Genomic DNA, 25,765 nt, shown 5'->3' with positions numbered 1-25,765 from the left:
GCGCCCCTCACTTCGGATGCCGGAGGCGTGGATTGGCGACGATGGCGGCAATGTCGGCGATGATGTTGAGGCCGATATAGACCGCTGCGAAGATCAGCCCCACGGCCTGGACCACCGGCACGTCGCGCTTGGCGACATGGTCGACCAGATATTGCCCCATGCCTGGATAGACGAAGATCACCTCGATCACGACCACGCCGACGATTAGGAAGGCGAGGTTGAGCATGACGACGTTGATGATCGGCGCGATCGCATTGGGGAAGGCGTGCTTGCGGATGATGTCGAAGGGCGACAGCCCCTTGAGTTCGGCCGTCTCGATATAGGCCGACTGCATGACGTTGAGGATGGCCGCGCGGGTCATGCGCATCATGTGGGCCAGCACCACCAGCGTCAGCGCGGTCGCCGGCAGGGCGATCGCCTTCATGCGTTCGAGGAACGGCATGCCGTCATAGACGGTGGAGATGCCGGGGAACCACTGCAGCTTCACGGCGAAGAAATAGACCAGGAGGTAGCCGATGAAGAACTCGGGCAGCGAGGTCGATGCCAGCGCCAGGCCGGAGATCGACTTGTCGATCCAGCCATTGCGGTAGCGCACGGCCAGCAGGCCGAGGACGATCGCCAGCGGGACGGAAACGACGGCTGCCCAGAAGGCGAGGAACAGGGTGTTCCAGAGGCGACCGCCGATCGAGGTGGCGATGTCCTGCCGGCTCGACAGTGCCGTGCCGAGGTCGCCGGTGAGGACGCCGCCGAGCCACCTGAAATAGCGAACGATGGCGGGGTCGTTGAGCCCCAGCTCCTCGCGCAGATTGGCAAGCGCCTGGGGCGTGGCCGACTGGCCGAGGATGGATTGGGCGACATCGCCGGGCAGGATCTGGGTGCCGGCGAAGATCAGGACCGAAACGGCCAGAAGCAGGAGAAGGCCCAGCGCAATGCGCTGGGCGATCAGTTTCAGGATTGGATTGGACATGTGCTCAACGCCCTTGTCAGGCGTTCAGCCAGCACTTCGACAGCGCGTAGCCGCCCATCATTTCCTGGTTGCCGTCATCGACCCAGCCGCCGACCTTGGCGCTGGTTGCGTCGATGAAGTCGTTGAACATCGGGGTGATGACGCCACCCTCGTCGCGCACGATCTGGCCCATGTCGGCGTAGAGCTTCTTGCGCTTGTCGTTGTCGAGCTCGGAGCGAGCCGTGAACAGCATCTTGTCGAAGTCCTCGCGCTGGAAGCGCGTGTCGTTCCATTCGGCCTTGGAATAGTAGGCGGTCGAATACATCTGGTCCTGGGTCGGGCGGCCGCCCCAGTAGGATGCCGAGAAGGGCTGCTTGTTCCAGACCTCGGACCAGTAGCCGTCGCCCGGCTCGCGCTTGACCTCGAGCGTGATGCCGGCCTTGGCCGCGCTCTGCTGGTAGAGCTGGGCAGCGTCGACAGCGCCGGGGAAGGCGACGTCGGAGGTGCGCAGCAGCACCGAGCCGGAATGGCCCGACTTCTTGTAGTGGAAGGCTGCCTTTTCCGGATCGTACTTGCGCTGCTCCATCTCGGTGAACAGCGGATAGGCCTTGTTGATCGGCGTGTCGTTGCCGACCGAGCCGTAGCCCATCAGGATCTTCTGCAGCATCTCCTCGCGGTCGAGCGCGTATTTCAGCGCCAGCCTGAGGTCGTTGTTGTCGAAGGGTGCGGTGTTGCAGTGGGCGATGAAGACATAGTGGCCGCGGCCGGCGACGTTGCGGATGACGACACCGGGAACGCGCTTGATCAGTTCGACGATCTTCGGCTCGACGCGGTTGATGATGTCAACCTGGCCGCCCTGCAACGCAGAGGTGCGGGCCGTGGCGTCGTTGATGACGATGATCTCGATCTGGTCGGCGAAGCCGCGGTCGTCACGCCAGTAGTTGGCGAACTTTTCGCCGCCGAGGCGCACGCCGGCCTCGTTGACCGTGATCTTGTAGGGCCCGGTGCCGATGCCGGCGTCGGGCTTGTCCTTGCCGCCATTGGGCTGGATCATCAGATGATAGTCGTCAAGCAGGAAGGGCAGGTCGGCGTTGGCCTCCTTGAGCTCGAAAACGACGTTCTGGCCGTCGGCCTTGACCGAGGCGATGCCGCCCATCAGGCCGAGGGCGCCGGACTTCGCCTTCTCGTCGGAATGGCGTTCGATGGTCGCCACGACGTCGGCGGGGGTCATCTCCTGGCCGTTGTGGAACTGCACGCCCTTGCGGATCTTGAAGGTCCAGGACTTGGCGTCGTCGGATGCGCCCCACTCCTCGGCCAGCGCCGGCTTGGGCTCGCCCTCCGGCGAGATCTGCACCAGCTGCTCGGCCCACTGGCGGCCGAAGAAATAGGGAACCTGGCTCGACCACGAGGCCGGGTCGAGGCTGTCGGTGGCAGCGCCACCCTGCATGCCGGCGCGAAGGATGCCGCCCTTGACGGGGCCCTCGGCCTTGGCGGCGCTGGCCAGCAACGAATTCGCGAAAGTTGCCGCGACACCCAGGGCCGCGGCGCGGCCCAGGAAGTCACGGCGGTTCATTTTGCCCGCAGCGACTCGGCGGCTCAGATATTCCAGTTCATTCGACATTGGAAAGGCTCCTCACTCTGGCGGTCGTTATTGCTCGACTTCTGGTGGCAATATTGACCGTAACGTAAGGGCATCGGCAAGGCCGAATGCGACATCATGTGGCGCAATCGACATGTCGCTTTTGGTACAAGGGCCTTTCGCTTCAGATGTGGTCGCGGGCGATGGTTTCGGCGAAATCGCGCTCGAAAACCAAGCTGCCGCCTTCATAGGCCTCGATCCGGCCGGTGAGATGGAAGTTTTGGCTGTCGGAGCGCATCGTGGTGAAGGCTTCGGTTCGGACAGCCCAGTCGTTTCTCGACAAAGTCTGCGTCCAGTGGGTCTCGCCATGGGCCGACAACGGGTCTGCGGGGTCGATTGTCCACGTCTCCCGAGCGACCTCGCCGACCGCCAGACCATGGTCGAGATCGCGGGTCTCGCCGAAGTCGTCGACGATGCGCAGCGTCACCTTGCCGTCCACGCGTTCGACCTTGCGGATGTGGCTGTCCTCGCGCAGCGTCTCGATCTGCCAGGGCGCAGCACCCTCCGGTTCCTCGAAGCTCCATTCGTCGCCTTCGCCCGAGGGGCGCACCGGCAGCTCGATCGAGCCGCCGTGGATCGTGAGCGTTACCTCGTCCGGCGACGGCCAGACGAGCGGCCAGTAGGTCGACGAGACGGAGACGCGCAGCCGGTTGCCTGGCGCGACGCGGTAGGCGATGTCATCGAGCTTGAACGCGATCTCCATCGTCTCGCCCGGCACCACGTCCTGGGGGAATTCGTGGCTGTTGCGGTGGCAGAGATTGAGCACGCCATAGGTGATGCGGGTCGAGGCGCCGTCCGGCTGGACGTCGCACAGGCGCACGGCGACCATCGCCCGCTTGCGGTCGGCGGCAAGCTTCAGGCGGATCAGCGGGCTGCCGACGATGTCGAGCGGGGCGTCGAGCACTGCGCCGTCGAAGCAGGCCGACTTGGCGTCGTCGGCGCGCTGGTCGCCGGGCAGTTCCGGCCCGAGCCAGATGGCGCAATATTCGCCGCCATCCATGCCGCAATCCTGGGGCGAGGCGATGGATACGGGACGGTCGAGCGTAGCGTTTTCGGCCAGGGTGCCGTTCGCGCCGAACGCCAAGGTGCGGGTGGCGATGTCAGGCGAGGGCCATTGCCGTTCCGCAATCCAGCGCCCCTGGCGTTCGAGATACCATTCGCGCGGCGGCTCGGAATCCATGACGTAGAGCCGCATTGCCGGGTCGTCCTCGACGCCGGTTTCCTTGCCCTTGAGCCAATGGTCCCACCAGCGCAGCGCCTCCTGCAGGAAGCCGATGGCCGGCTTGGGTACGGCGAAGTGCGGGTACTTGTGGACCCATGGTCCGGCAATGCCCTTGACCGGCGCCTTGAGGTTGCCGACCAGCCGCGCGACGGTGTTCTTGTAGGAATCGCCCCAGCCGCCGATGGCGAGCACCGCGGCCTTGATGGCGGAATAATCCTCGTTGACCGAGCCGCGCTTCCAATAGGCATCGCGGCGCTGGTGCTTCAGCCAGACGGCCGGCAGGAAGGGCTCGTGTTCGAGCCGGTCGAGCCACATGTCGCGCCAGGCGTCGCCGACGAGTGCCGGATCCGGCGGACGGGAGGAGTAGGACAGCATGGTTGCGCCCCAGCCCATGTTTTCGTTGAGCAACAGGCCGCCCTTGTAGTGGATGTCGTCGGCATAGCGGTCGTCGGTCGAGCACAGCGTGATGACCGCTTTCAGCGCCCTGGGCTGGAGGGCCGCGACTTGGAGGCCGTTGAAGCCGCCCCAGGAGATGCCCATCATGCCGACCTTGCCGTTGCACCAGGGCTGGGCTGCGGCCCAGGCGATGACGTCGCAGGCGTCCTGCCACTCCTGGCCGGTGTATTCGTCCGCCATCAGGCCCTCGGAATCGCCGTTGCCGCGCATGTCGACGCGGATCGAGGCATAGCCGTGGCCGGCGAAATAGGGATGGGTCAGGCAGTCGCGCGTCGTGGTGCCGTCGCGCTTGCGGTAGGGCAGGTGCTCGAGGATGGCCGGCACCGGGTTCTGGTCGGCGTCAGCCGGCATCCACACCCGCGCCGACAGCCGCGTGCCGTCGGGCATGACGATGCCCATGTCGGGAAACTCGACGATGTCGCGCGGAAACTCGGTGACGGTTTTCATTGGCATTCCAGTCTTGTGCTTCGCTATTTGTGCACGCCGGTGCCGCCGCTGGCTAGCGTGGAAACGTCATCGACGGGCTCTGGGCACAGCGGATTGAAAAGACCTGTTAAAGGTACTATTTATAGTTCTTGAAACGAGGTCGGGAAAATGCCGAATACCGTTCTTGCCGAAGTGACAGCCAGCGTCTCGGAGCTGAAGAAGAACCCGATGGGTACCGTGGCCGCAGGCGAAGGGTTCCCTGTCGCTATCCTCAACCGCAACGAACCGGCATTCTATTGCGTGCCGGCCAAGGCTTTCGAGGCGATGATGGAACGGCTGGAGGATATCGAACTCAATGCGCTTGCCGACGCCCGCAAGGGCGAAAAGCGCATTCGGGTCGATCTCGATGCCTTATGAGGTCGAGTTCCTCGAAACTGCACTGAAGGAATGGAAAGCGCTCGACGCCAACACGCGCGAGCAGTTCCGTAAGAAGCTGAAGGAGCGTTGCGACACGCCGCGCGTTCCCTCAGCCAAGCTGCACGGCGCCAAGGATCGCTACAAGATCAAGCTGCGCAGTGCCGGCTATCGCCTCGTCTATGAGGTAGAGGACGGCCGGCTGGTGATATTGGTCATCGCCGTGGGCCGGCGGGACCGCCTTGAGGTCTATGCCAAGGCGGCTAGGCGCTGAACTAGTTCAACGGGATGTCGTTGTCGCCCTTGCTGGCCTGATAGGTCCCCGACATGTCGTCGTAGAGCTTGGAGATTTTCGCCACGCGCTCTTCCAACCGCTTGCGGTCGGCTTCGGGCAGGTCGCGCACCAGCTTGCGCAGGGAAAAGCTCTTCCAGTAGGCGTTCTCGGCGTTGTAGCCGCCCGGTTCCAGCGTGAAGACCTCTTTCAGGATCTTGAGGTCGTGGGGAATGGCGAAGCTGTCGCGCGAATCCTCGTGGCTGAAGAGATAGTAGAAATTGTCGAAGCCGGCCCAGGTGATGGCCGACAGGCACAGCGAGCAAGGCTCATGGGTCGACAGGAAGATCAGGTCCTTCGTATCCGCACGGGTTGCCTTGGGCATCTCGTAGAAGCGCTTCAGGCAATGCATCTCGCCATGCCAGAGCGGGTTTTCGAGCTCGTTGTTGGTCTCGGCCAGCACCAGCGAGCGATCGTCTTTGGCGAGCAGCGCCGCGCCGAACAGCTTGTTGCCCCTGGTCACGCCTTCGGCCGTCTTGGGCACGATGTCGTGTTCGATGACGTCGAACAGGCGTTCGATAAGGGAGAGTTCGGCCATTCGCTCAGCAGCCTTCCGGGAGGACGATTTCGTATGGGTGCGAGAAGTGGAATTCTTCGAGATTGGGGCCGGTGCCGCCACGGTCGACGACGACGAAATCCTGGTCCTCGCCGATAGGCGTCAGCACGCCGTGCCAGAGATTGCGTGGATAGTTGACGCCCTGGCCGGGCGCGGTGACGAAGGCGTGCGGCTCGCCCGGTCCATCGCCGATGTCGTGGCAGACGACGACGAGATAGGGCCGCGGCGACAGCGGAATGAAGGCCTGGCTGCCGAAGGGGTGGCGCTCGACCATCGAGAGCTTCAGCGGGAACGGATAGGGCGTGCCCTTGAAGATGTTGATGATGACGTGGCCGTCGGGGCCTGCCGCCTCGGCGCGGGCGAGCGCATGGTAGCGCTCGCATTTGCCTGCGTTGATCGGGTAGTGGGTGTCGCAGTTGGTGTCGATCACCTCGCCGAATTCGGCGAAGTTCTCGCGCGTCAGGGGCCTGGCGACGATCCGTTTCATTTCACCCGACATGGGCTTGTCCTCAGCGACGGTGCGTGGCGTTGAAGGCGCCGAGCTGCATGTGGCGGTTGACGTCCTTGTAGAGCAGGTAGCGGAACTTGCCGGGACCGCCGGCGTAGCAGGCCTGCGGGCAGAAGGCGCGCAACCACATGAAGTCGCCGGCCTCGACCTCGACCCAGTCGTTGTTCAGCCGGTAGACCGCCTTGCCTTCGAGCACGTAGAGGCCGTGCTCCATGACATGGGTTTCCGGGAACGGGATGATGCCGCCGGGCTCGAAGGTGACGACGGTGACATGCATGTCGTGGCGCAGGTCGTTGGGGTCGACGAAGCGGGTGGTCGCCCACCTGCCGTCCGTGTCCGGCATCGCGTTCGGCTCGATGTCGTTGTCGTTGAGGAACAGCGGATCGGGCGCGTCGAGGCCGTCGACATATTCATAGGCCTTGCGGACCCAGTGGAAACGCGCGGTCTCCGAGCCTGCATTGCGCATCGTCCAGCCGCTGGCCGGCGGCAGGTAGGCATAGCCGCCCGGGGTCAGCACATGGCTCTTGCCGGCGATCGTCACGGTCACTTCGCCTTCGACGACGAAGAACACGCCTTCGGCGCCGGCGTCCGGCTCAGGCCGCTCGCTGCCGCCGCCCGGCTGCACTTCCATGATGTATTGCGAGAAGGTCTCGGCGAAGCCCGACAGCGGGCGGGCGATGACCCACAGCCGCGTCTTGTCCCAGTGCGGCAGGAAGCTGGTGACGATGTCCGAGAACTCGCGCTTCGGAATCACCGCATAGGCTTCGGTGAAGACGGCGCGATCGGTGATCAGGTCCGTCTGGGGAGGCAGGCCGCCTTTCGGCGCGTAGTAGGAGCGTTTTGTCATTGTTCTTAACGGGGCAGGAGGTCGTTGAGGCGATACCAGGCGATGCGTTCCACCTGCTTGCAGGCGGTGGCGAATTCCTGGTCGCGGCTGTTGGCGATGCGGGTCTCGAATGCCTTGAAGATGCTTGCCTTGTCATTGTCGCGCACGGCGATGATGAAGGGGAAGCCGAATTTCTCGACATAGGTGGCATTGAGCTCGGTGAAGCGGGCGCGCTCGGCGTCGGTCAGCGCGTCGAGGCCGGCAGAGGCCTGTTCCCTGGTCGACTCTTCGGTCAGGCGCTTGGCCTGGGCCAGCTTGCCGGCGAGGTCGGGGTGGGCGGTCAGCACGCCGAGCCGCTCTGTTTCGCTGGCCGAGCGGAAGGCGCGGCACAGCGCGTTGTGCAGGCCGCCGGCGCTGTCATGCGCCGGTCCGAGCTCGAATTCGAAGGCGCGTTCGGCGATCCACGGCGAATGCTCGAAGATCGAGCCGAAGCGCTGGACGAACTCCTGGCGCTCCATGCGCGAGGGGCGCAGCGCCTGCGGCTGGTATGGATGGTTGTCGCGCCAGTGCCTGGCGATGTCAGCGCGGCGGGCGATCCAGACCTTGTCGTGGCCCTGGACATATTCGATGAAGCGGCGCAGCGCCTCGGCGCGGCCGGGGCGGCCGACGAGGCGGCAGTGCAGGCCGATGCTCATCATGCGCGGCCGGCCGGCAGCACCCTCGCGGTAGAGCGTGTCGAAGCTGTCCTTGAGATAGGCGTAGAACTGGTCGCCCGAGTTGAACCCTTGGGCGGTCGCAAAACGCATGTCGTTGGCGTCGAGCGTGTAGGGGATGACCAGTTGCGGTGGTATCGCGTTGCCGTGGCCGTCATGGTCGAGCCAGTAGGGCAACTCGTCGTCATAGGTGTCGGAGATCCAGTCGAAACCGCCTTCGGCCGCCGCGAGGCGCACCGAATAGACCGAGGTGCGGCCGAGATAGAGGCCGGTGGGGCGCTCGCCGACGACTTCGGTGTGCAGGCGGATCGCTTCGACAAGGTCAGCGCGTTCGTCAGCTTCCGCGTGGTCGCGGTAGTCGATCCAGCGCAGGCCGTGCGAGGCGACTTCCCAGCCGGCGTCCTGCATCGCCGCGACATGGTCGGGTGAGCGGGCGAGGGCCGAGGCGACGCCATAGACGGTCACCGGCGCATTGGCTTCGGTGAACATGCGGTGGAGCCGCCAGAAGCCGGCGCGGGCGCCGTATTCGTAGATCGATTCCATGTTCCAGTGACGCTTGCCCGGCCATGGGGCCGCGCCCACGACCTCGGACAGGAAGGCTTCCGAAGCGGCATCGCCGTGCAGGACGTTGTTTTCGCCGCCCTCTTCGTAGTTGACCACGAATTGAACGCAGACGTTGGCGCCGCCCGGCCATTTCGGGTCTGGTGGGTTCGCGCCATAGCCGCGCATGTCTCTTACGTAACGCATGATCCCTCGAAAGCGGTCGATTACTGCCACTTGAGCAGGATAGCGAAAGGAGCGGCAGACATTCCCTCGAAAAATTTTGAAAGTCTTTTTGTAGCGGTGTTCTCGACCGCACCTTATGCAATGGCCTTAAATGGCGCAAAATCCAAGATGATGGCGCATGTCGCCAGTAGGGAGAGCGAATGACAAAGGCCGAAGGCGGACGCCTTACCACCCATGTCCTTGACACTGCATCCGGCAAGCCTGCCGAGGGGCTGTCGATTTCGCTGTTCCGTATCGAGGGCGATGTGCGGACGCTGCTGAAGAAGGTCGTGACCAATTCCGACGGCCGCTGCGACGCGCCGCTGCTCACCGGCGATGAATTCCTGACCGGCGAATACGAACTCGTCTTCGCGGCCGGCGACTATCTCCGCCGCCGGGGCACAGAGCTGGCGAAGCCGGCTTTCCTCGACATCGTGCCGATCCGCTTTGGCATGGCCGAGCGGACGCACTATCATGTGCCGCTGTTGATCTCTCCTTACAGCTATTCCACCTACAGGGGCAGCTGAGCCATGGCGACGGTCAAGACACGCAACCATATCCGCTTCATCCTCAACGGCGAGGACGTGAGGCTGTCGGAGGTCGCGCCCGACGAGACGCTGCTCGACTATTTGCGCCTGCGCCGGACGTTGCGCGGCACCAAGGAAGGTTGCGCCGAAGGCGACTGCGGAGCCTGCACCGTGCTCGTCGGCCGGCTTTCCGCCGGCAAGCTGGTCTATGAAAGCGTCAACGCCTGCATTCGCTTCGTGGCGTCGCTCGACGGCTGCCATGTCGTCACCGTCGAGCATCTGGCCGGGGAGGCCGGCAAGCTGCACCCGGTGCAGCAGGCGATGGTCGACTTCCATGGCTCGCAATGCGGCTTCTGCACGCCGGGCTTCGTGATGTCGCTCTATGGCCTGTGGATGGGTTCGCCCGAACCGTCGGACGAGGCGATCGAGAAAGCGCTGCAGGGCAATCTGTGCCGCTGCACCGGCTACGAGGCGATCATGCGCGCGGCGCGCGCCATCTCCGACTACGGCAAGGTGGCCAAGGATCCGCTGCTGGTCGAGCGCAAGGCGATCACCGCCCGCCTCGAAGCCTTCAAGGACGGCACTCGCGTCGAGGTCGGCGAGGGCAAGGACCGCTTCGTCATCCCGGCCACAGTAGATGACCTGGCCGACGTGCTCGAGGCAGAACCGACCGCAACCGTGGTTGCCGGCTCGACCGATGTCGGCCTGTGGGTCACCAAACACATGCGCAACATCTCGCCGGCCGTGTTCATCGCCAACATCGACGGCCTGCATGTGCTCGACGAAGACAAGGGCGTCATCTCGATCGGTGCCGGCGTCACCTACACCGAGGCATTCGAGATGCTGTCGAAGCGCATTCCGGCTCTCGGGCCGTTGATCGACCGCATCGGCGGCCAGCAGGTGCGCAACATGGGCACCATTGGCGGCAACATCGCCAATGGCTCGCCCATCGGCGATACACCGCCGCCGCTGATCGCGCTCGGGGCGCGGCTCACGCTGCGCAAGGGCAAGGCGCGGCGGACCATATCGCTCGAGGATTTCTTCATCGCCTATGGCAAGCAGGACCGTGCGCCCGGCGAATTCGTCGAGGCGGTCCATGTGCCGGTGCCTGACAAGGGCGATCACTTCGCCGTCTACAAGGTCACCAAGCGTCGCGACGAGGACATCACCGCCACGCTCGGCGCCTTCTGGCTGAAGGTCGCCAAGGATGGCACGGTGGCGGGTGTGCGCATCGCCTATGGCGGCATGGCGGCGACGCCGAAGCGTGCCAGCGCGGTGGAAAAGGCCCTTGTCGGCCAGCCCTGGAGCGAGGCTACGGTGGAGGCGGCAATGGCAAGATATGCCGAGGACTTCACCCCTCTGACCGACATGCGCGCCACCGCCGAATACCGCGCGCTGGCAGCGAAAAACCTGCTGCTGCGTTTCTACACGGAAACCACCGGCACCAAGGCACCGTTCACGGTGTCGCGATACGAGGCTGCGTGACATGACCCAGCACCAACCTAACCTCAAGGCGGCGAAGATCACCGGTGGCGTGCACACCGACCAGCGCCACGATTCCGCGCACAAGCACGTTGCCGGCGAGGCCGTCTATATCGACGACATGCCGGAACCTGCTGGCACGCTGCATGTCGGCCTCGGCCTGTCCAACGTCACCCATGGCACGTTGAAGTCGGTCGACCTGTCCGCCGTCCGTGCCGCACCCGGCGTCGTCGACGTGCTGACCCATGCCGACGTGCCGGGCGAAAACGACATTTCGCCGAGCGGCATGCATGACGACCCGGTCCTCGCCGAGGGCAAGGTGGAGTTCCACGGCCAGCCGATCTTCGCCGTCGTGGCCAATACCCGCGAGCAGGCCCGCCGCGCCGCGCGCCTGGCCAAGATCGAATATGACGAGCTGCCGGCCGTCATCAGCATCTGGGACCTCGACCCGGAGACGGACAAGCAGGTGACGTCGCCGCTGACGCTCAGCCGAGGCGATGCTGCGGCGGCAATAGCCGCGGCTCCGCGCCGGGTGAAGGGGCGGATGAAGCTCGGCGGCCAGGACCATTTCTATCTCGAAGGCCAAGTTTCGCTGGCGGTGCCCGGCGAGGACGACGAGGTCATCGTCTATTGCTCGACGCAAGGGCCGAGCGAGACCCAGCACCTCGTTTCGCATGTGCTCGGCGTGCCGAGCCACGCGGTGACGGTCGAGGTGCGGCGCATGGGCGGAGGCTTCGGCGGCAAGGAAACGCAGGCCAACCAGTGCGCGGCGATTGCCGCCATCGCGGCCAAGAAGCACAAGCGCGCTGTGAAGGTCCGCCTCGATCGCGACGAGGACATGACCGCCACCGGCAAGCGCCACGACTTCGCCATCGACTACGATGTCGGCTTCGACGACGCGGGCAACATCCTCGGCGTCGACTACATGTTCGCGCTCAATGCCGGCTTTTCGGCCGATCTGTCGGGGCCGGTGGGCGACCGGGCGCTGTTCCATTGCGACAACGCCTATTTCTATCCGAACGTGCATGCGAAGTCGGCGCCGCTCTACACCAACACGGTGTCGAACACGGCGTTCCGTGGCTTCGGCGGGCCGCAGGGCATGGTCGGCGCCGAGCGCGTCATCGAGGAGGTGGCGTTTGCGCTCGGCAAGGATCCGCTCGAGATCCGCAAGCTGAACTTCTACGACGCCATCGGCGTTGCCGGCGAACGCAACCTGACGCCCTATCACCAAAAGGTCGAGGACAACATCATCCACCGCATCGTGGCGGAACTGGAGGAGAGCGCGTCCTATGCGCGCCGCCGGCGCGAGATCGCGGCGTTCAACGCCAACAGCCGCTTCGTCAAGCGCGGACTTTCGCTGACGCCGGTCAAGTTCGGCATTTCCTTCACCAAGACCGAGTCCAACCAGGCCGGCGCGCTGGTGCATGTCTATGCCGACGGCTCGGTGCACATGAACCATGGCGGCACCGAGATGGGCCAGGGCCTGCATCTCAAGGTGGCGCAGGTGGTGGCGGAAGAGTTCCAGATCGACCTCGACCGGGTGAAGATCACGGCGACGACCACGGCCAAGGTGCCCAACACAGCGCCGACGGCGGCGTCCTCGGGCGCCGACCTCAACGGCATGGCGGCACAGGACGCGGCGCGGCAGATCCGCAAGCGGCTGACCGACTTCGCCGCCGAGAAGTACCAGGTGCCGGGCGACCAGGTGGTGTTCCTGCCCAACAGGGTGCGCGTCGGCAACCAGGAGATTTCGTTCAACGACATGGTCAAGCAGGCCTATCTCAACCGTATCCAGTTGTCGGCCGCCGGCCACTACAAAACGCCGAAGATCCACTGGGACCGGAGCAAGGGCAGGGGCCACGCCTTCTATTACTACTCCTATGGCGCGGCCTGCTCGGAGGTGTCGATCGACACGCTGACCGGCGAATACGTCATCGAGCGGGCCGATATCCTGCACGACACCGGCCGCTCGCTGAACCGGGCCATCGACATCGGCCAGGTCGAGGGCGGCTTCGTCCAGGGCACGGGCTGGCTGACTACGGAAGAGCTGTGGTGGGATGGCAAGGGCCGGTTGCGCACGCATGCGCCGTCGACCTACAAGATCCCGCTGGCTTCCGACCGGCCGAAGATCTTCAACGTGGCACTGACCGACTGGTCCGAGGCCTACGAGCCGACCATCCACCGTTCGAAGGCCGTCGGCGAGCCGCCGCTGCCGCTCGGCATCTCGGTGCTGCAGGCGCTTTCGGATGCGGTCGCCAGCGTCGCCGACCACAAGGTCTGCCCGCGCCTCGACGCGCCGGCTACGCCGGAGCGGGTGCTGATGGCGATCGAACGCCTCCGGGCCGAGGCGGCCCAGGCCAAGTGAGCAAGACCGCCAGGAGCCTGCGCGCATTCCTCGACACGGCGTCCTCGGCGGCGCTGGTCGAGGTGGCCGAGGCCAAGGGCTCGACCCCGCGCGAAAAGGGCGCGTGGATGCTGGTGTCGCCCGAGCGCATCTTCGGCACCATCGGCGGCGGGCAACTGGAATTCATGGCAATCGACGCGGCGCGCGCGATGCTGTCTGCGCCGGTGCTCTCCCCCCTCGAGGGGGAGATGCCCGCAAAGCGGACGGCAGAGGGGGTAACCTCAGGACGAAGTGCCCAAGGAGCGTTGAGCCCGGCCGCAACGACCCCACCCGACGGCTTCGCCGCCGTCCTCCCCTTGAGGGGGAGGGAAAACCTCACCCTCGACATTCCGCTCGGCCCCGAGATCGGCCAGTGCTGCGGCGGGCGGGTCGAGGTTGCCATCCGCCCTGTCGACGCGGCGATGGCGGCCGACCTGGTGGCATCGGCCGAGGCGTCGGACGCGGCCCTGCCGCAGGTGCTGGTCTTCGGCGGCGGCCATGTCGGACATGCGCTGGCATCGGCCTTCGCGTTGCTGCCGCTGAACGTCGTTGTCGTCGAGACTCGCGCCGATGCGCTCGACGGCATGCCCGGGGAGATCGACACCAGGCTGACCCCGGTACCGGAGGAGATGGTGCGCGAGGCGCCGGGAGGTTCGGCTTACGTCGTGCTGACCCACGACCACGCGCTCGACTTCCTGATCGTCGCCGAGGCGCTGAAGCGCGACGACACCGGCTATGTCGGCATGATCGGCTCGAAGACCAAGAAGGCGACGTTCAAGAGCTGGTTCCTCAAGACCGCCGGCGGCAGCGAGGCGCAGTTTGCGCGGCTGGTCTGCCCGATCGGCGGCGATGCGGTGAAGGACAAGCGACCCGCAGTCATCGCCGCCCTTGCCGCAGCCGAGATCATGACTGCCCTTGCGAACAGGCCAGCCTGAACGAAACGCCCTGAGCTATTCGCTTTCCTGGATGTGGGCCTCGAGGAACCACAGCGACTTGTCGAGGGCGCGCGAATAGGCGGTGAAGATGTCCGTGGTGTCGGCATCGCCGGCTTCGTCGGCCTCGTCGATGGCAGCGCGGACGCTCTTCGCCGCATCGGCATAGCGGTCGATCAGCGCGGCGATGTGATCCTTGGTCTTCGAGATGTCGGTCGGATAGGGCTTCAGCTTGCTCGTCTCGGCAACGACCTGCGTTGTGCCCAGGGCCGCGCCGCCGAGCTGTGCCGCGCGCTCGGCGATGGTGTCGACATGAACATCCAGTTCCTTGCGGAAGCCGTCGAGCATTTCATGGATGGCGATGAAATGCGGTCCCTTGACGTTCCAGTGCGCCTGCTTGGTCAGCAGGGCAAGGTCGATGGCATCGGCCAGCCTGGAGTTGAGCAGTTCGATCGAGACCTTCTTGGCATTGGACTTGAGGTCGTTGCGTGTCGGGTGGGAAATCATCGGCTGCTCCTTGATCCTCGGGTCGTACCGCCCGGCCGGGCCGGAAGGCACACGCAGCCTACAACAGCCACATGACGGTTCGGTTCCGGGCTGGACCAGTCGAAAATCAGCGAGCGGCGGCGTTGCGAGCGACGACTTCGAGATAGGCGGCCTGCAATTGCTCACGCACCGACAGGCGCTTTTGCGCGGCGTCCGACAGCGGTTCGCCGAGATGGGAGGCACGCAACTCCTCCATGAAGCGCTGCCACATCTCGGGGCCGCCCTTTTCCAGAAGCTCGGCGCGGATGCTGAGTTCCTCGCTGACCGGCAGCCACTTGCGGCCCCAGGCGCCGATACTGGCGAAAACCGGCAGCAACTCGATCGCCATCTCCGTCAGCGAATAGATCGCCTTCTGCTTGTGGCTGGGATCGTCGGCCTTGGTGATCAGGCCGTCCTCGACAAGCCGCTTCAGCCGGTCGGCGAGGATGTTGGAGGCGATGCCTTCCTCGGAGTTCGTCAGCAGTTCGCGAAAATGCCGGCGGTTGCCGAACATCATGTCGCGCAGGACGATCAGGCTCCATTTGTCGCCGACCACCTCGAGGGTGAGGTTGATCGGGCAGCCCGACCGTTGATGCTGGTTCATGCCGTGTCTCCAAAAACTGGTTGCAACATAAAATCAGTTGCGCTAGCCTGCAACTGGTTAGTAAATGCAACTGGTTTTAAATCTGGTTGCCATACCCACGGAGGAGGAACGACATGTCAGGCACATCGCATTCGACCTTCAGCAGCGACCGCATCTACCCGGTGGCACCGGCGGAGCTGTTTTCGGCATTCTCGCAGGCCGAGCGCAAGCGCCGCTGGTTCGTCGAGGGCGAGGGCTGGCAGGTAGACGAATTCGCAGCCGACTTCAGGCCCGGCGGCTCCGAGCGCAGCAGCTTCCGCTTCGGGGGCGGGGCCTCGTATTCCAACGACACGACCTATCTCGACATCGTCCCCGACAAGCGAATTGTCTTCGCCTATGTCATGGCGACGGAGGGCAAGCCGTTCTCCGCCTCGCTGGCAACCATCGAATTCGTGGCGGAAGGCAAGGGCACGCGCCTGGTCTATGCGGAGCAGGCGGCCTATCTCGACAGCGACAACGCCGAGGCCCAGACGGCCGACCGCAAGGCGGGCTGGGCCGAACTGCTCGAAGCGCTGGCCAGGCATCTGGACGAGACGGCGGGCTGACGGGCTGCCGCCGGCGCGGAGGACGCTCGAATGGGCACGATCTCGGGAATGGATCGCCGTACAGTCATGAAGGGCGCAGTGCTTGCAGCCGTGCTTGCCCCGGCAGGGGCAGCGGCGCAGCAGGGCGAACGGAAACGGGTTCAAGGCCAGGGAGCACGACGATGAGCACCGACAATTTCATACCCGACCGGCTTGAGCGGATGCGCAAGGTGATGGCCGGCCATGTCGAGCGCGGCGCGTTGCCGGGGCTCGTCTGGGCCGTCAGTCGCGGCGGCGAGACCCATGTCGAGGCCGTAGGCACTCTCGCGCTGAACGGTTCGGTGCCGATGCGGCGCGACAGCATCTTCCGCATCGCCTCGCTGACCAAACCGGTTACGGCAGTCGCGGCGATGATACTCGTCGAGGAGTCGCGGCTCCGGCTCGACGATCCGGTCGACAAATGGCTGCCCGAACTTGCCAACCGCAAGGTTCTCAAGTCCGTCGACGCTCAGCTCACCGACACGGCTCCCGCCAGTCGGGCGATCACCTTGCGCGACCTGCTGACCCTGCGTTTCGGGCTCGGCGCGATCATGGTCTATCCCTTCGCTTATCCGGTGCAGCATGCGATGGCGGAGGCTGGCATCGTGCCGAGCGCCGACCTGTTCCGTGGCTCGGCAGACGCCTTCATGCAGGCTGTCGGCTCCCTGCCGCTCGCCCATCAGCCGGGCGAGGGCTGGCTCTACCATACCGGCCTCGATGTCGCCGGCGCGCTGATCGCGCGTGCTGCCGGCCAGCCGCTGTCTGTCTTCATGCAGGAGCGCATCTTCGGCCCGCTCGGCATGAAGGACACCGGCTTCCATGTGCCAGCAGACAAGGTCGGCCGGCTCGCGACCGCCTATTCCAGGGATTTCCAGACCGGCAAGCTCGGCGTCTACGACGAGGCGAAAGGCGGATTGTTCGCCTCGTCGCCGAGCTTCGAAGCCGGCGGCGGCGGTCTGGTGTCGACGGCCGACGACTATCTTGCCTTCCAGCGGATGCTGCTCGGCAAGGGCAGGCTCGGCAGCGAGCGCATCCTGTCGCGCGCCTCGGTCGAGTTGATGACGACGGACCAGCTTACAGAGGAGCAGAAGGCGAGCGCGCCGATGTTCTTCAACGGCAATTCGGGCTGGGGCTTCGGCATGTCGGTGGCACTCAAGCGCGACAATCTCTGGCAGGTGCCCGGCCGCTTCGGCTGGGATGGCGGTTACGGCACCTCTGGATATGCCGATCCCGAAAACGACCTTGCCGGTATCCTGTTGTCCCAGCGGCTGATGGATTCGCCGCAGGCGCCGGCGCATTACACCGACTTCTGGACTTCGGCCTACCAAGCCATCGTCTAGGAGCTGGTGCGAGCGGACTACTTGCCGGCCAGGATTTCCTTGATCAGCTTGTGGCAGCGGTCGGCCATGAAGTCGAGCAGCAGCCGGACCTTTGGGTCCTGCAGCTTCTTGTGCGGGTAGACCGCGGCGAACTGCACCGGCGTCGGCGGTGTCTGCGGCAGGATCACCTGCAGCCGCCCGTCGCGGATGAAGGGTTCGACCTCGAAGCGCGGCTTGTTGATGATGCCGCGTCCGGCCAGTGCCCAGCCGGTCAGCACGTCGCCGTCGTCGGAATCGAACGGCCCGTGGACCTCGAACTTGGTCGGCCCGGCCGGCGTCTCCAGCATCCAGTAGAATTCGCGCGAGCCGGGATAGCGCAGCATCAGGCAGTCATGCTTCCTGCCGATCAGGTCGTTGGCGCTCTCGGGTTCGCCACGCTTTTCGAGATATTTCGGCGCGGCGACCAGCACGCGCTCGCATTCCATGATGCCGCGCATCCTGAGGCTCGAATCCTCGATGACACCGAGCCGGAAGGCGACGTCGATGCCTTCCTTGAGGATGTCGACATTGTGGTCGGACAGGCGCAGCCGGACCTCGATGTCGGGGTATTTGTCATGGAATTCGGGAATGCCCGAAGCCAGCAGCCGGCGGCCGAGGCCGAGCGGGGCGGTGACGCGGATGGTGCCGCGGGGCTGGCCGGAGAGCGCCGAGACCGCGGCCTCGGCCTCGGTGATCGCCTCCAGCACCTGCTTGGCACCGGCGTAGAAGACGTTGCCATGCTCGGTCGGCATCAGCTGGCGCGTCGTGCGGTTGAACAGGCGCACGCCGAGATGCTTCTCCAACTCCTTGATTCTGTTGGAGGCGACGGCAGGCGAAATGCGCATGTCGCGGCCCGCGGCAGAGAGATTGCCGAGTTCCACGACGCGAACGAAAACGGCGATGTTGTCGAGATATGCCATGCGATGCCGAGGTTCCATAGCCGGCTTTTGCCGCGCCGCGCTACGCTAGTATTTTCCAGATTTTTTTGAAAGTCATCGCGAATCCTTTCACTTCCCACATGCATCGGGCATCGTAAGATTGCTGCTGCTGCGGAAAAGGGACGGCGGATGTACGACTTGGCGTTTTTCATGGACTGGGCAAGCTTCGCCGTGCGGTGGCTGCATGTCATCACCGCGATGGCGTGGATCGGCTCGTCCTTCTACTTCATCGCCCTCGACCTCGGGCTGAGGAAGCATGATGGACTGCCTGCCGGCGCCCATGGCGAAGAATGGCAGGTCCATGGCGGCGGCTTCTACCACATCCAGAAATACCTGGTGGCGCCGGCGCAGATGCCGGAGCACCTGACCTGGTTCAAGTGGGAATCCTATGCCACCTGGCTGTCGGGCTTCGCGCTGCTCAGCCTGGTCTATTACGGCGGCGCCGAACTGTTCCTCATCGACCGCAATGTGCTCGACGTCTCGGCGCCGGTGGCGATCGCCATTTCGCTCGCCTCGATCGGCATCGGCTGGGTGATCTACGACCAGCTGTGCAAGTCAAAGCTCGGCGACCACGACACGCTGCTGATGATCATCCTCTATGTCATCGTGGTGTTCATGAGCTGGGGCTACACGCAGTTATTCACCGGTCGCGCCGCCTTCCTGCACCTTGGCGCCTTCACGGCGACGATCATGTCGGCGAACGTCTTCATGACCATCATCCCGAACCAGAAGATCGTCGTCGCCAATCTCATCGCCGGCCGCAAGCCCGATCCGAAATACGGCAAGATCGCCAAGACACGCTCGACGCACAACAACTACCTGACCCTGCCGGTCGTGTTCCTGATGCTGTCGAACCACTATCCGCTGGCGTTCGGCACCGAGTTCAACTGGGTCATCGCCGCGCTGATCTTCATCATCGGCGTGCTGATCCGCCACTACTTCAACACGATCCACAAGCGCGAAGGCAATCCGCACTGGACCTGGCTCGCCGCCGCGCTGCTGTTCATCGTCATCATGTGGCTGTCGACCGTGCCGAAGGTGCTGACCGGCGAGGACAAGAACGCCTCGGTCACGACCCAGCCCTACATCGCCGCGGCACAGTTCGAGAAGGTGCGCGACACCGTGCTTGGCCGCTGCGCCATGTGTCATGCCAACGAGCCGTCCTACGAAGGTGTCTATTATGCGCCCAAGGGTGTCGTGCTGGAGACCGACAATGCGATCGCCGAGCACGCCCGCGAGATCTACCTGCAGGCCGGCCGCAGCCATGCCATGCCGCCGGCCAATGTCACCCAGATAACGCCGGAAGAGCGGGCGTTGCTGGTCGCCTGGTACGAGCAGGCACGGAAGTAGCGCCTGCAGCATGATGCTGAAACGGGGCGGGCAAGAGCACGCTCCGGCCAAAAGACAGCGACACGCAGAGGTTCAGGGCGCAGCTCGTTGCGCCCATTTCGACGCGCGGCGACAGCCGCGGTTTCGCCACGCCAGAAAGCTTGTAGAGTCCGATCATGACCACCACTCTTCTTCGCGGCCGTACCTTGTCCTTCCTGCGCTGGCCCGACAGCGCCGACGACCATGGGTCCTACGCCTATGAGGAAGACGGCGCCGTGCTGATGCGCGACGGCAAGATTGCCGCCGTCGGCGCCTATGCCCAGGTTGCCGCCCAGGCCGGCGGCGCCAAGGTCGTCGACCATCGCCCGCACCTTATCCTGCCCGGTTTCATCGATGCGCATGTCCACATTCCACAGATGCAGATCATCGCCGCCTATGGCGCCGAGCTACTGGAATGGCTGAACAAGTATACCTTTCCCGAGGAAACGCGCTTCATCGACGCCCAGCACGGCCGTCGCATCTCGCGGCTGTTCCTCGACGAGATGGTGCGTCACGGCACGACGACGGTCGCTGCCTATTGCTCGGTGCACAAGCAGTCGGCCGAGGCTTTCTTCGCCGAGTCGCACGACCGCAACATGCTCAACATCGCCGGCAAGGTGATGATGGACCGCAACGCGCCGGACGGCGTGCTCGACACGCCGCAGACGAGCTATGACGACACCAAGGCGCTGATCGCCGAATGGCACGGCAGGGGCCGCCAGCACGTCGCGATCACCCCGCGCTTCGCCATCACGTCCTCGCCCGAGCAGATGGAAATGGCCGGCCAGCTGGCGCGCGAGCACCCCGACCTGCACATCCAGACGCACCTGTCGGAGAACCACGCCGAGATCGCCTTTACCCAGGAGCTCTATCCCTGGTCGCGCGACTACACCGACGTCTACGAGCACTACGGCCTGCTCGGCAAGCGCACGCTTCTGGGCCACTGCATCCATCTTAGCGAGCGCGAGTCCGACGCGATCTCCGAGCATGGCTCGATCGCGGTGTTCTGCCCGACCTCCAACCTGTTCCTCGGCTCGGGCCTGTTCGACTACCAGCGCTATCGCAAGCGCGACAAGCCGCTGCGCATCGCGACTGCGACCGACGTTGGCGGCGGCACCAACTATTCGATGCTGCGCACCATGGACGAGGCCTACAAGGTCATCGCGCTCAATGGCGAGAAGCTCAACCCGCTGGCCTCCTACTGGCAGCTGACGCGCGGCAACGCCGAATCGCTGTCGATTTCGGACAAGGTGGGCACGCTGGATGTCGGCACCGACGCCGACATCGTGGTGCTCGACGCCCGCGCAACGCCGGGCATGCGGCTCCGGATGGAACGCACTGCAACGCTGGCCGAAGAGCTGTTCCTGTTGCAGACGCTCGGCGACGACCGCGCCGTGGTGGAGGTTTATGTCGCAGGCAAAGCCGCCAAGACGACCATGGATCGCGCCGCCTGACCTTGCGTCATTGGCCCGGGTCTGCCATGTGAGCCGTGTCTGATGGAGGAACGGACGATGGCAGCAGCCGAGGATCTGAGCAAGATCGCCGAGCAGGAGGACCGACTGGTCTTCGACCGCTTCGACGAGGCGGTCGCCTTCGACATCGGCTCGGCCATCCGTGCGCGCGGGCTGTCGGAAAACTTCCCCGTCATCATCGACATCCGGCTTTGGGACCGTGCGCTGTTCTACTGCGCGCTGCCCGGCTCGACCGTTAACAACACCGAGTGGGCGCGGCGCAAGATCAACGTCGTCAGGACCTTCCACCGCAGCAGCTACCGCATGGTGCTGCAGAAGGCGCGGCCGGACCGCACCTTTGCCGTCGGCGAGGCTCTGCCGATCGACGACTACGTGCTGGCCGGCGGCGGCTTTCCAATCCGCGTCAAGGGTGTCGGCGTCGTCGGCGCCATCGCCGTTTCGGGCCTGCCCGAGCGCCAGGACCACGAAGTCGTGGTGGCGGCCATCTGCGACCATCTCGGCATTCCCAGATCGGAGCTTGCGCTCGGGCCGGCATGATTTGGAACTTTGCGCCGCCCCTCATCCCCCTACCGGGACCTTCTCCCCGCAGAAACGGGAGAAGGGACAAGCGGCAACGTTGCGGCCAGCCTCCTTCGCCCCGTTTACGGGGAGAAGGTCCCGGCAGGTGGGATGAGGGGCCATGCTGCATGAACAGACGAAGCGACTGATATTGAGAGTACCGATGGCCATGACCGACCCGAAGCAGTTTTTGACCAAGATTTTCGAGGCTGCCGTCGCGGCCGCCGATCCGGAACTCACGATCCGCCGCCATCTGCCGGAAAAGCCCAAGGGTCGGACTATCGTCATCGGCGCCGGCAAGGGTTCGGCGCAGATGGCGGCCGCCTTCGAAAAGGCCTGGGAGGGCCCGCTGGAGGGCGTCGTCGTCACCCGCTACGGATTTGCGGCACCCTGCGAACGCATCAGGATCGTCGAGGCGTCGCACCCGGTGCCCGACGCCAACGGCCTCGAGGCGGCGAAGCTTCTGCTTGAGACGGTTTCCGGCCTGACCGAGGACGACCTCGTCGTGGCGCTGGTCTCTGGTGGCGGTTCGGCCCTGCTGCCATCGCCGGCAGGCAGCCTGACGCTGGCCGACGAGATCGCCGTCAACGAGGCATTGCTCGCTTCTGGCGCGCCGATCTCGGCGATGAACACCATTCGCAAGCACATTTCCGGCATCAAGGGCGGCCGGCTGGCTGCAGCGGCGCATCCTGCCCGCGTCGTTTCGCTCGTCGTGTCCGACATCCCCGGCGACAACCCGGCGCTGGTCGCCTCGGGTCCGACCGTGCCTGACGAGGCGTCTCGCGCCGACGCGCTCCGGCTCATCGAGACCTACCGGATCGCCTTGCCGGAAAATGTCATGGCGCACATCAGTTCGACCGCAGCCGACGCGCCGCAGCCTTCCGACCCGCGCTTCGCCCGCAACGAGGTGCATGTCATTGCCTCCGCCGCCGTGTCGCTCGACGCGGCGGCCGAGGCGGCACGCAAGCAGGGCGTCGAGACGGTGATCCTGTCGGACGCCATCGAGGGCGAGGCGCGCGAGGTTGGCGGCGTGCATGCCGCGATCGCACGCGAGGTCGCCGTGCGCAACCGTCCGTTCAAAAAGCCGGTGCTGATCCTGTCCGGCGGCGAAACCACGGTCACGCTTCGCGCCAAGGGCAAGGGTGGTCGCAACAGCGAATTCCTGCTGGCGTTTGCCATTGGCATCGACGGCCTGACAGGCATCGACGCGCTCGCCGCCGACACCGACGGCATCGACGGTTCGGAGGACAATGCCGGCGCCTTCGCCGACGGCTCGACCGTTGCGCGGATGCATGGCGCCGGCGTCGATGCCAAGGCGATGCTTGCCGGCAACAACGCCTGGACCGCGTTCAATTCGGTGGGCGATCTCTTCGTCCCCGGGCCGACCGGCACGAACGTCAACGATCTCCGGGCGATCCTGGTTCGCTAGCCAGCCATTATCTGGCGCACCGTCCTGATGTCCTCGGCGAAGCGGGCGCGCTCCGCCGCTGCCTGTTGCGGGTCGTGAATGCGCAGGATGTAGGACGGATGGATCGTCAGAAACACGGCGAGGCCGTCGTCGCGGGTGATGGCCTGGCCGCGCTGTCTGGTGATCGCCACAGGCGCTTCCAGCAGCGACTGGGCCGCGGTCGCGCCGAGCGCCACCACCAGCTTCGGCTTCAGCAGCTTGAGTTCCTTTACCAGCCACCAGCGACAGGCCTGCACCTCGCCGGCATTCGGCTTGCTGTGGATACGGCGCTTGCCGCGCGGCTCGAACTTGAAGTGCTTGACGGCATTGGTGACGTAGACCGATGAGCGGTCGATGCCGGCTTCGCCGATCACGGCGTCGAAGATCTTGCCGGCGGGGCCTACGAAGGGCCGGCCCTGCAGATCCTCCTGGTCGCCGGGCTGCTCGCCGACGAACACCAGTTCGGCATCATCAGGACCTTCGCCGAACACCGTCTGGGTCGCCTCGCTCCACAGCGCGCAGCGCCGGCACTGACTTGCCTGCTGGCGCAAAGCGTCGATGCTTTGGGCCTCCGTCTCGGCAGCAGCTTCGGCTGCGGGCCAGTGCTTCGCCTGTATGGCCTGGTGATGCGGTGCGGGCATTGTCGGCATCCTTGCGATCATTTCCCTGGCGGCCTGGTCGGCGCCAGCGATCAGTCCCGGAATAAGCGAGGCCTCGGGAAGGTTCCGCCAGTATTTCTTGGGCATCTCCGATTGCATCGCCTTCACCTTCAGGCGCGCCGGGTTGAAGATGTTGACGAAATAGGTCCGCCACATCTCCTCGGACTGGTCTGAAGCGAATGCATCCTCCTTCGATGCCGCCGGGCCGAAGGCCAGTTGGTCACGGTCCCACTCGGCCGAGCCGTGCGGCGTCAGGATCGCCCAGTGCATGCCGGTGAAGCGGCGCACGAAGAAGGGCGCGGCAAGTTCGAGGATGAAGTGGTCGGGCTCGAACCAGGCGACGAAACGTTCGCCGTCGCCGATCTTCCGGAAGCGGACGAAGGCATGCATCTTGTGCTCGTCGCGCCGGACCGCCTTCTCCATCGCCTCGAAACGGCGCACGTCCGGGTCCGAGGCAATCCGAAACAGATGGGGCTCGCTGCGCTGCCGCCACAGCAGGCGGTAGAGCAGGGCGAAACGTTCGCCGTTGGAATGGCAGGCGACGATGGCCGCGCGGTCGATGAATTCTCTCGAGACCCTGAGCTCGACACCTGGGGTCGGGGCTGGCAATTCGGTCGCATCGCCGCCGACAAGCCACTCGATGTCCTCGGGCTTCACCTCGTTTGTGATCAGCCGCCGCGCGGCATCGCGCCAGCCGTCGAAGTCGGTCGGGTTGGCCAGATGCACGGCGTATGCGGCCAGTGAGAAAGCCCGCTGGCCGGCCATCAGAACAGCTCGAGCTGGCGCGGCTTCGGCGCGATTGTCTCGCGCAGGCGGGCGGCGTCGGTTGCAGCACCTGGCGACCAGCCTTCGGCGACGATGAACGGCCGCACCTTGGCGACGGACTGGCACAGCCGGCCGATGTCTTCGAGGCGCAGCCGCCTGAAGCGGCGGGTCTCGATGATGCGTTCGACGGCGCGCGTGCCAAAACCCGGGATGCGCAGCAGCATCTCCCTGTCGGCGCGGTTGACGTCTGCCGGAAACATGGCGCGGTTGCGCAGGGCCCAGGACAGCTTGGGATCGATGTCGAGATCAAGCATGCCATCGGGCTGGCCGTCGAGTATCTCGCCCTGGTCGAAGCCGTAGAAACGCATCAGCCAGTCGGCTTGGTAAAGCCGGTGCTCGCGCATCAGCGGCGGCCTTTTCAGGGGCAGGGCTGAGGAGGCGTCGGGGATCGGGCTGAAGGCCGAGTAGTAGACGCGGCGCAACTGGTAGCTGCCATAGAGCCGGGCGCTGGTCTTGAGGATGCGGGCATCTGGCGTGGCGTCGGCGCCGACGATCATCTGCGTCGACTGGCCACCAGGCGCGAAGCGTTCGCGCGTCTTCGTCCTCAGCGTCGGCTCCGCCTTCTCCTCGATCTTCGAGCGCAGTTTTGCCATCGAGACACGGATCGTCTCCGGCCGCTTTTCCGGCGCCAACCTTTTCACGCCCTCGTCGGTCGGCAGCTCGACATTGATCGACAGGCGGTCGGCATAGAGGCCGGCCTTCTCGATCAGCTCGGCCGATGCCTCGGGAATGGCCTTGAGATGGATGTAGCCGCCGAATTTCTCGTCGAGCCGCAGCCGCCGCGCCACCTCCGCCATCTCAGCCATGGTCTCGTCGGGCGAGCGGATGACGCCTGACGAGAGGAACAGCCCCTCGATGTAGTTGCGCTTGTAGAAATCCATGGTCAGCCGCACCACCTCGTCGACGGTGAAGCGGGCACGCCTGACATTGGAGGACGAGCGGTTGATGCAGTAGCTGCAGTCGTAGATGCAGAAATTGGTCAGCAGGATCTTGAGCAGCGAGATGCAGCGGCCGTCGGGCGCGTAGGAGTGGCAGATGCCCATGCCCTCGGTCGAGCCGATGCCGCCAGACTTCAGCGAGTTGCGCCCACCGGCGCCCGAAGAGGCGCAGGAAGCGTCATATTTCGCGGCGGCGGAGAGGATCGCGAGTTTCTCGCGGGTCGAAAGAACTGGCATCTGTTCATGGTATGTTCTTGCAGGATAAAAATCCAGAGCCTCAACTGCGTGATGAAGAAATGTGATCGGGTCACAATCCAGTAGGCTCGATCCTAGCCCAGCAAACAG

The 25,765-nt window shown here is 64.9% G+C and carries 24 protein-coding genes; 12 read left to right on the top strand and 12 right to left on the bottom strand.

Annotated elements, in window-relative coordinates; genetic code table 11:
• Nucleotides 1–7: 7 nt before the first annotated feature.
• The 3 genes from ASC75_RS21350 to ASC75_RS21340 all read right to left on the bottom strand — a co-directional run bounded on the left by ASC75_RS21350 (nucleotide 8) and on the right by ASC75_RS21340 (nucleotide 4,710).
• Nucleotides 8–967, bottom strand: coding sequence for an ABC transporter permease (locus ASC75_RS21350; protein WP_055980034.1), 960 nt, complete (start codon nucleotides 965–967; stop codon nucleotides 8–10).
• Nucleotides 968–983: 16 nt separating this feature from the next.
• Nucleotides 984–2,567 (bottom strand): ABC transporter substrate-binding protein, encoded by a 1,584-nt coding sequence (locus ASC75_RS21345; RefSeq protein WP_055980030.1) that lies wholly within the window; start codon nucleotides 2,565–2,567, stop codon nucleotides 984–986.
• A gap of 142 nt (nucleotides 2,568–2,709) precedes the next feature.
• A complete protein-coding gene (locus ASC75_RS21340) occupies nucleotides 2,710–4,710 on the bottom strand; it encodes a CocE/NonD family hydrolase (protein WP_055980027.1) in 2,001 nt (666 codons plus the stop codon).
• Between the two features lie 147 nt (nucleotides 4,711–4,857).
• Here ASC75_RS21340 and ASC75_RS21335 point away from each other — a divergent pair, with 147 nt between their 5' ends.
• Both ASC75_RS21335 and ASC75_RS21330 read left to right on the top strand, forming a co-directional pair.
• Nucleotides 4,858–5,106, top strand: a complete 249-nt coding sequence (locus ASC75_RS21335) for a type II toxin-antitoxin system Phd/YefM family antitoxin (protein ID WP_055980024.1) — start codon at nucleotides 4,858–4,860, stop codon at nucleotides 5,104–5,106.
• Complete coding sequence (locus ASC75_RS21330; RefSeq protein WP_055980020.1) at nucleotides 5,096–5,377, top strand: type II toxin-antitoxin system RelE/ParE family toxin; 282 nt, start codon at nucleotides 5,096–5,098, stop codon at nucleotides 5,375–5,377. Before ASC75_RS21335 ends, ASC75_RS21330 begins: the two co-directional genes overlap by 11 nt.
• Nucleotide 5,378: 1 nt before the next feature.
• Here the strand turns inward: ASC75_RS21330 and ASC75_RS21325 are convergent, their stop codons facing one another.
• From ASC75_RS21325 to puuE, 4 genes are read right to left on the bottom strand one after another with little or no spacing between them, the layout of a single operon-like run.
• Complete coding sequence (locus tag ASC75_RS21325) at nucleotides 5,379–5,972, bottom strand: nucleoside deaminase (protein ID WP_055980017.1); 594 nt, start codon at nucleotides 5,970–5,972, stop codon at nucleotides 5,379–5,381.
• Nucleotides 5,973–5,976: 4 nt separating this feature from the next.
• A complete protein-coding gene (locus ASC75_RS21320) occupies nucleotides 5,977–6,477 on the bottom strand; it encodes an ureidoglycolate lyase (RefSeq protein ID WP_055980318.1) in 501 nt (166 codons plus the stop codon).
• Between the two features lie 22 nt (nucleotides 6,478–6,499).
• Entirely contained in the window at nucleotides 6,500–7,345 is an 846-nt protein-coding gene (locus ASC75_RS21315; protein WP_055980014.1) for a bifunctional allantoicase/(S)-ureidoglycine aminohydrolase, read from the bottom strand.
• Nucleotides 7,346–7,350: 5 nt separating this feature from the next.
• Complete coding sequence (puuE, locus tag ASC75_RS21310; protein WP_055980011.1) at nucleotides 7,351–8,784, bottom strand: allantoinase PuuE; 1,434 nt, start codon at nucleotides 8,782–8,784, stop codon at nucleotides 7,351–7,353.
• A 179-nt stretch (nucleotides 8,785–8,963) separates the two neighbouring features.
• Here puuE and uraH point away from each other — a divergent pair, with 179 nt between their 5' ends.
• Genes uraH through xdhC form a run of 4 tightly spaced genes read left to right on the top strand, consistent with a single transcriptional unit; the run spans nucleotide 8,964 to nucleotide 14,129 of the window.
• Complete coding sequence (gene uraH / locus ASC75_RS21305; RefSeq protein WP_055980009.1) at nucleotides 8,964–9,329, top strand: hydroxyisourate hydrolase; 366 nt, start codon at nucleotides 8,964–8,966, stop codon at nucleotides 9,327–9,329.
• A 3-nt stretch (nucleotides 9,330–9,332) separates the two neighbouring features.
• Nucleotides 9,333–10,814 (top strand): xanthine dehydrogenase small subunit, encoded by a 1,482-nt coding sequence (gene xdhA / locus ASC75_RS21300; protein ID WP_055980006.1) that lies wholly within the window; start codon nucleotides 9,333–9,335, stop codon nucleotides 10,812–10,814.
• 1 nt (nucleotide 10,815) lies between these two features.
• Complete coding sequence (gene xdhB, locus ASC75_RS21295) at nucleotides 10,816–13,176, top strand: xanthine dehydrogenase molybdopterin binding subunit (protein ID WP_055979994.1); 2,361 nt, start codon at nucleotides 10,816–10,818, stop codon at nucleotides 13,174–13,176.
• On the top strand, nucleotides 13,173–14,129 hold the full coding sequence (gene xdhC / locus ASC75_RS21290) for a xanthine dehydrogenase accessory protein XdhC (RefSeq protein WP_055979991.1): 957 nt from the start codon (nucleotides 13,173–13,175) through the stop codon (nucleotides 14,127–14,129). The genes xdhB and xdhC overlap by 4 nt, the downstream gene beginning before the upstream one ends.
• A 15-nt stretch (nucleotides 14,130–14,144) precedes the next feature.
• On the opposite strand, the gene dps is transcribed toward xdhC, so the two are convergent.
• Both dps and ASC75_RS21280 read right to left on the bottom strand, forming a co-directional pair.
• Nucleotides 14,145–14,633 carry a DNA starvation/stationary phase protection protein Dps gene (dps, locus tag ASC75_RS21285; RefSeq protein ID WP_055979988.1) on the bottom strand — a complete coding sequence of 163 codons (489 nt, stop codon included), beginning with the start codon at nucleotides 14,631–14,633 and terminating at the stop codon, nucleotides 14,145–14,147.
• A 106-nt stretch (nucleotides 14,634–14,739) separates the two neighbouring features.
• On the bottom strand, nucleotides 14,740–15,255 hold the full coding sequence (locus ASC75_RS21280) for a helix-turn-helix domain-containing protein (protein WP_055979986.1): 516 nt from the start codon (nucleotides 15,253–15,255) through the stop codon (nucleotides 14,740–14,742).
• Between the two features lie 113 nt (nucleotides 15,256–15,368).
• Between ASC75_RS21280 and ASC75_RS21275 the strand changes: the two genes are divergently transcribed.
• A complete protein-coding gene (locus ASC75_RS21275) occupies nucleotides 15,369–15,839 on the top strand; it encodes an SRPBCC family protein (RefSeq protein ID WP_055979984.1) in 471 nt (156 codons plus the stop codon).
• Between the two features lie 161 nt (nucleotides 15,840–16,000).
• Nucleotides 16,001–17,197 (top strand): serine hydrolase domain-containing protein, encoded by a 1,197-nt coding sequence (locus ASC75_RS21270; protein WP_055979982.1) that lies wholly within the window; start codon nucleotides 16,001–16,003, stop codon nucleotides 17,195–17,197.
• Between the two features lie 17 nt (nucleotides 17,198–17,214).
• Here the strand turns inward: ASC75_RS21270 and ASC75_RS21265 are convergent, their stop codons facing one another.
• Nucleotides 17,215–18,135: a LysR family transcriptional regulator gene (locus tag ASC75_RS21265; protein ID WP_055979979.1), complete on the bottom strand. Its 921-nt coding sequence runs from the start codon at nucleotides 18,133–18,135 to the stop codon at nucleotides 17,215–17,217.
• Nucleotides 18,136–18,282: 147 nt separating this feature from the next.
• Here ASC75_RS21265 and ASC75_RS21260 point away from each other — a divergent pair, with 147 nt between their 5' ends.
• The 4 genes from ASC75_RS21260 to ASC75_RS21245 all read left to right on the top strand — a co-directional run bounded on the left by ASC75_RS21260 (nucleotide 18,283) and on the right by ASC75_RS21245 (nucleotide 22,980).
• Nucleotides 18,283–19,503: a urate hydroxylase PuuD gene (locus tag ASC75_RS21260; RefSeq protein WP_055979975.1), complete on the top strand. Its 1,221-nt coding sequence runs from the start codon at nucleotides 18,283–18,285 to the stop codon at nucleotides 19,501–19,503.
• Nucleotides 19,504–19,658: 155 nt separating this feature from the next.
• Entirely contained in the window at nucleotides 19,659–20,975 is a 1,317-nt protein-coding gene (gene guaD, locus ASC75_RS21255; RefSeq protein ID WP_055979972.1) for a guanine deaminase, read from the top strand.
• 57 nt (nucleotides 20,976–21,032) lie between these two features.
• Nucleotides 21,033–21,530: a heme-degrading domain-containing protein gene (locus ASC75_RS21250; RefSeq protein WP_055980315.1), complete on the top strand. Its 498-nt coding sequence runs from the start codon at nucleotides 21,033–21,035 to the stop codon at nucleotides 21,528–21,530.
• A gap of 184 nt (nucleotides 21,531–21,714) precedes the next feature.
• On the top strand, nucleotides 21,715–22,980 hold the full coding sequence (locus ASC75_RS21245) for a glycerate kinase (RefSeq protein ID WP_055979969.1): 1,266 nt from the start codon (nucleotides 21,715–21,717) through the stop codon (nucleotides 22,978–22,980).
• Here the strand turns inward: ASC75_RS21245 and ASC75_RS21240 are convergent.
• Nucleotides 22,977–24,422 carry a UdgX family uracil-DNA binding protein gene (locus ASC75_RS21240; protein ID WP_055979965.1) on the bottom strand — a complete coding sequence of 482 codons (1,446 nt, stop codon included), beginning with the start codon at nucleotides 24,420–24,422 and terminating at the stop codon, nucleotides 22,977–22,979. The genes ASC75_RS21245 and ASC75_RS21240 overlap by 4 nt on opposite strands.
• Nucleotides 24,422–25,657 (bottom strand): putative DNA modification/repair radical SAM protein, encoded by a 1,236-nt coding sequence (locus ASC75_RS21235; RefSeq protein WP_055979962.1) that lies wholly within the window; start codon nucleotides 25,655–25,657, stop codon nucleotides 24,422–24,424. Before ASC75_RS21235 ends, ASC75_RS21240 begins: the two co-directional genes overlap by 1 nt.
• Between the last annotated feature and the right edge of the window lie 108 nt (nucleotides 25,658–25,765).

The organism is Aminobacter sp. DSM 101952 (genome assembly GCF_001424795.1).
In the GTDB taxonomy this organism is placed as follows: Bacteria; Pseudomonadota; Alphaproteobacteria; order Rhizobiales; family Rhizobiaceae; genus Aminobacter; species Aminobacter aganoensis.
The sequence above is the reverse complement of the archived record's forward strand: the minus strand, read 5'-3'. Positions and strand labels throughout refer to the sequence as shown.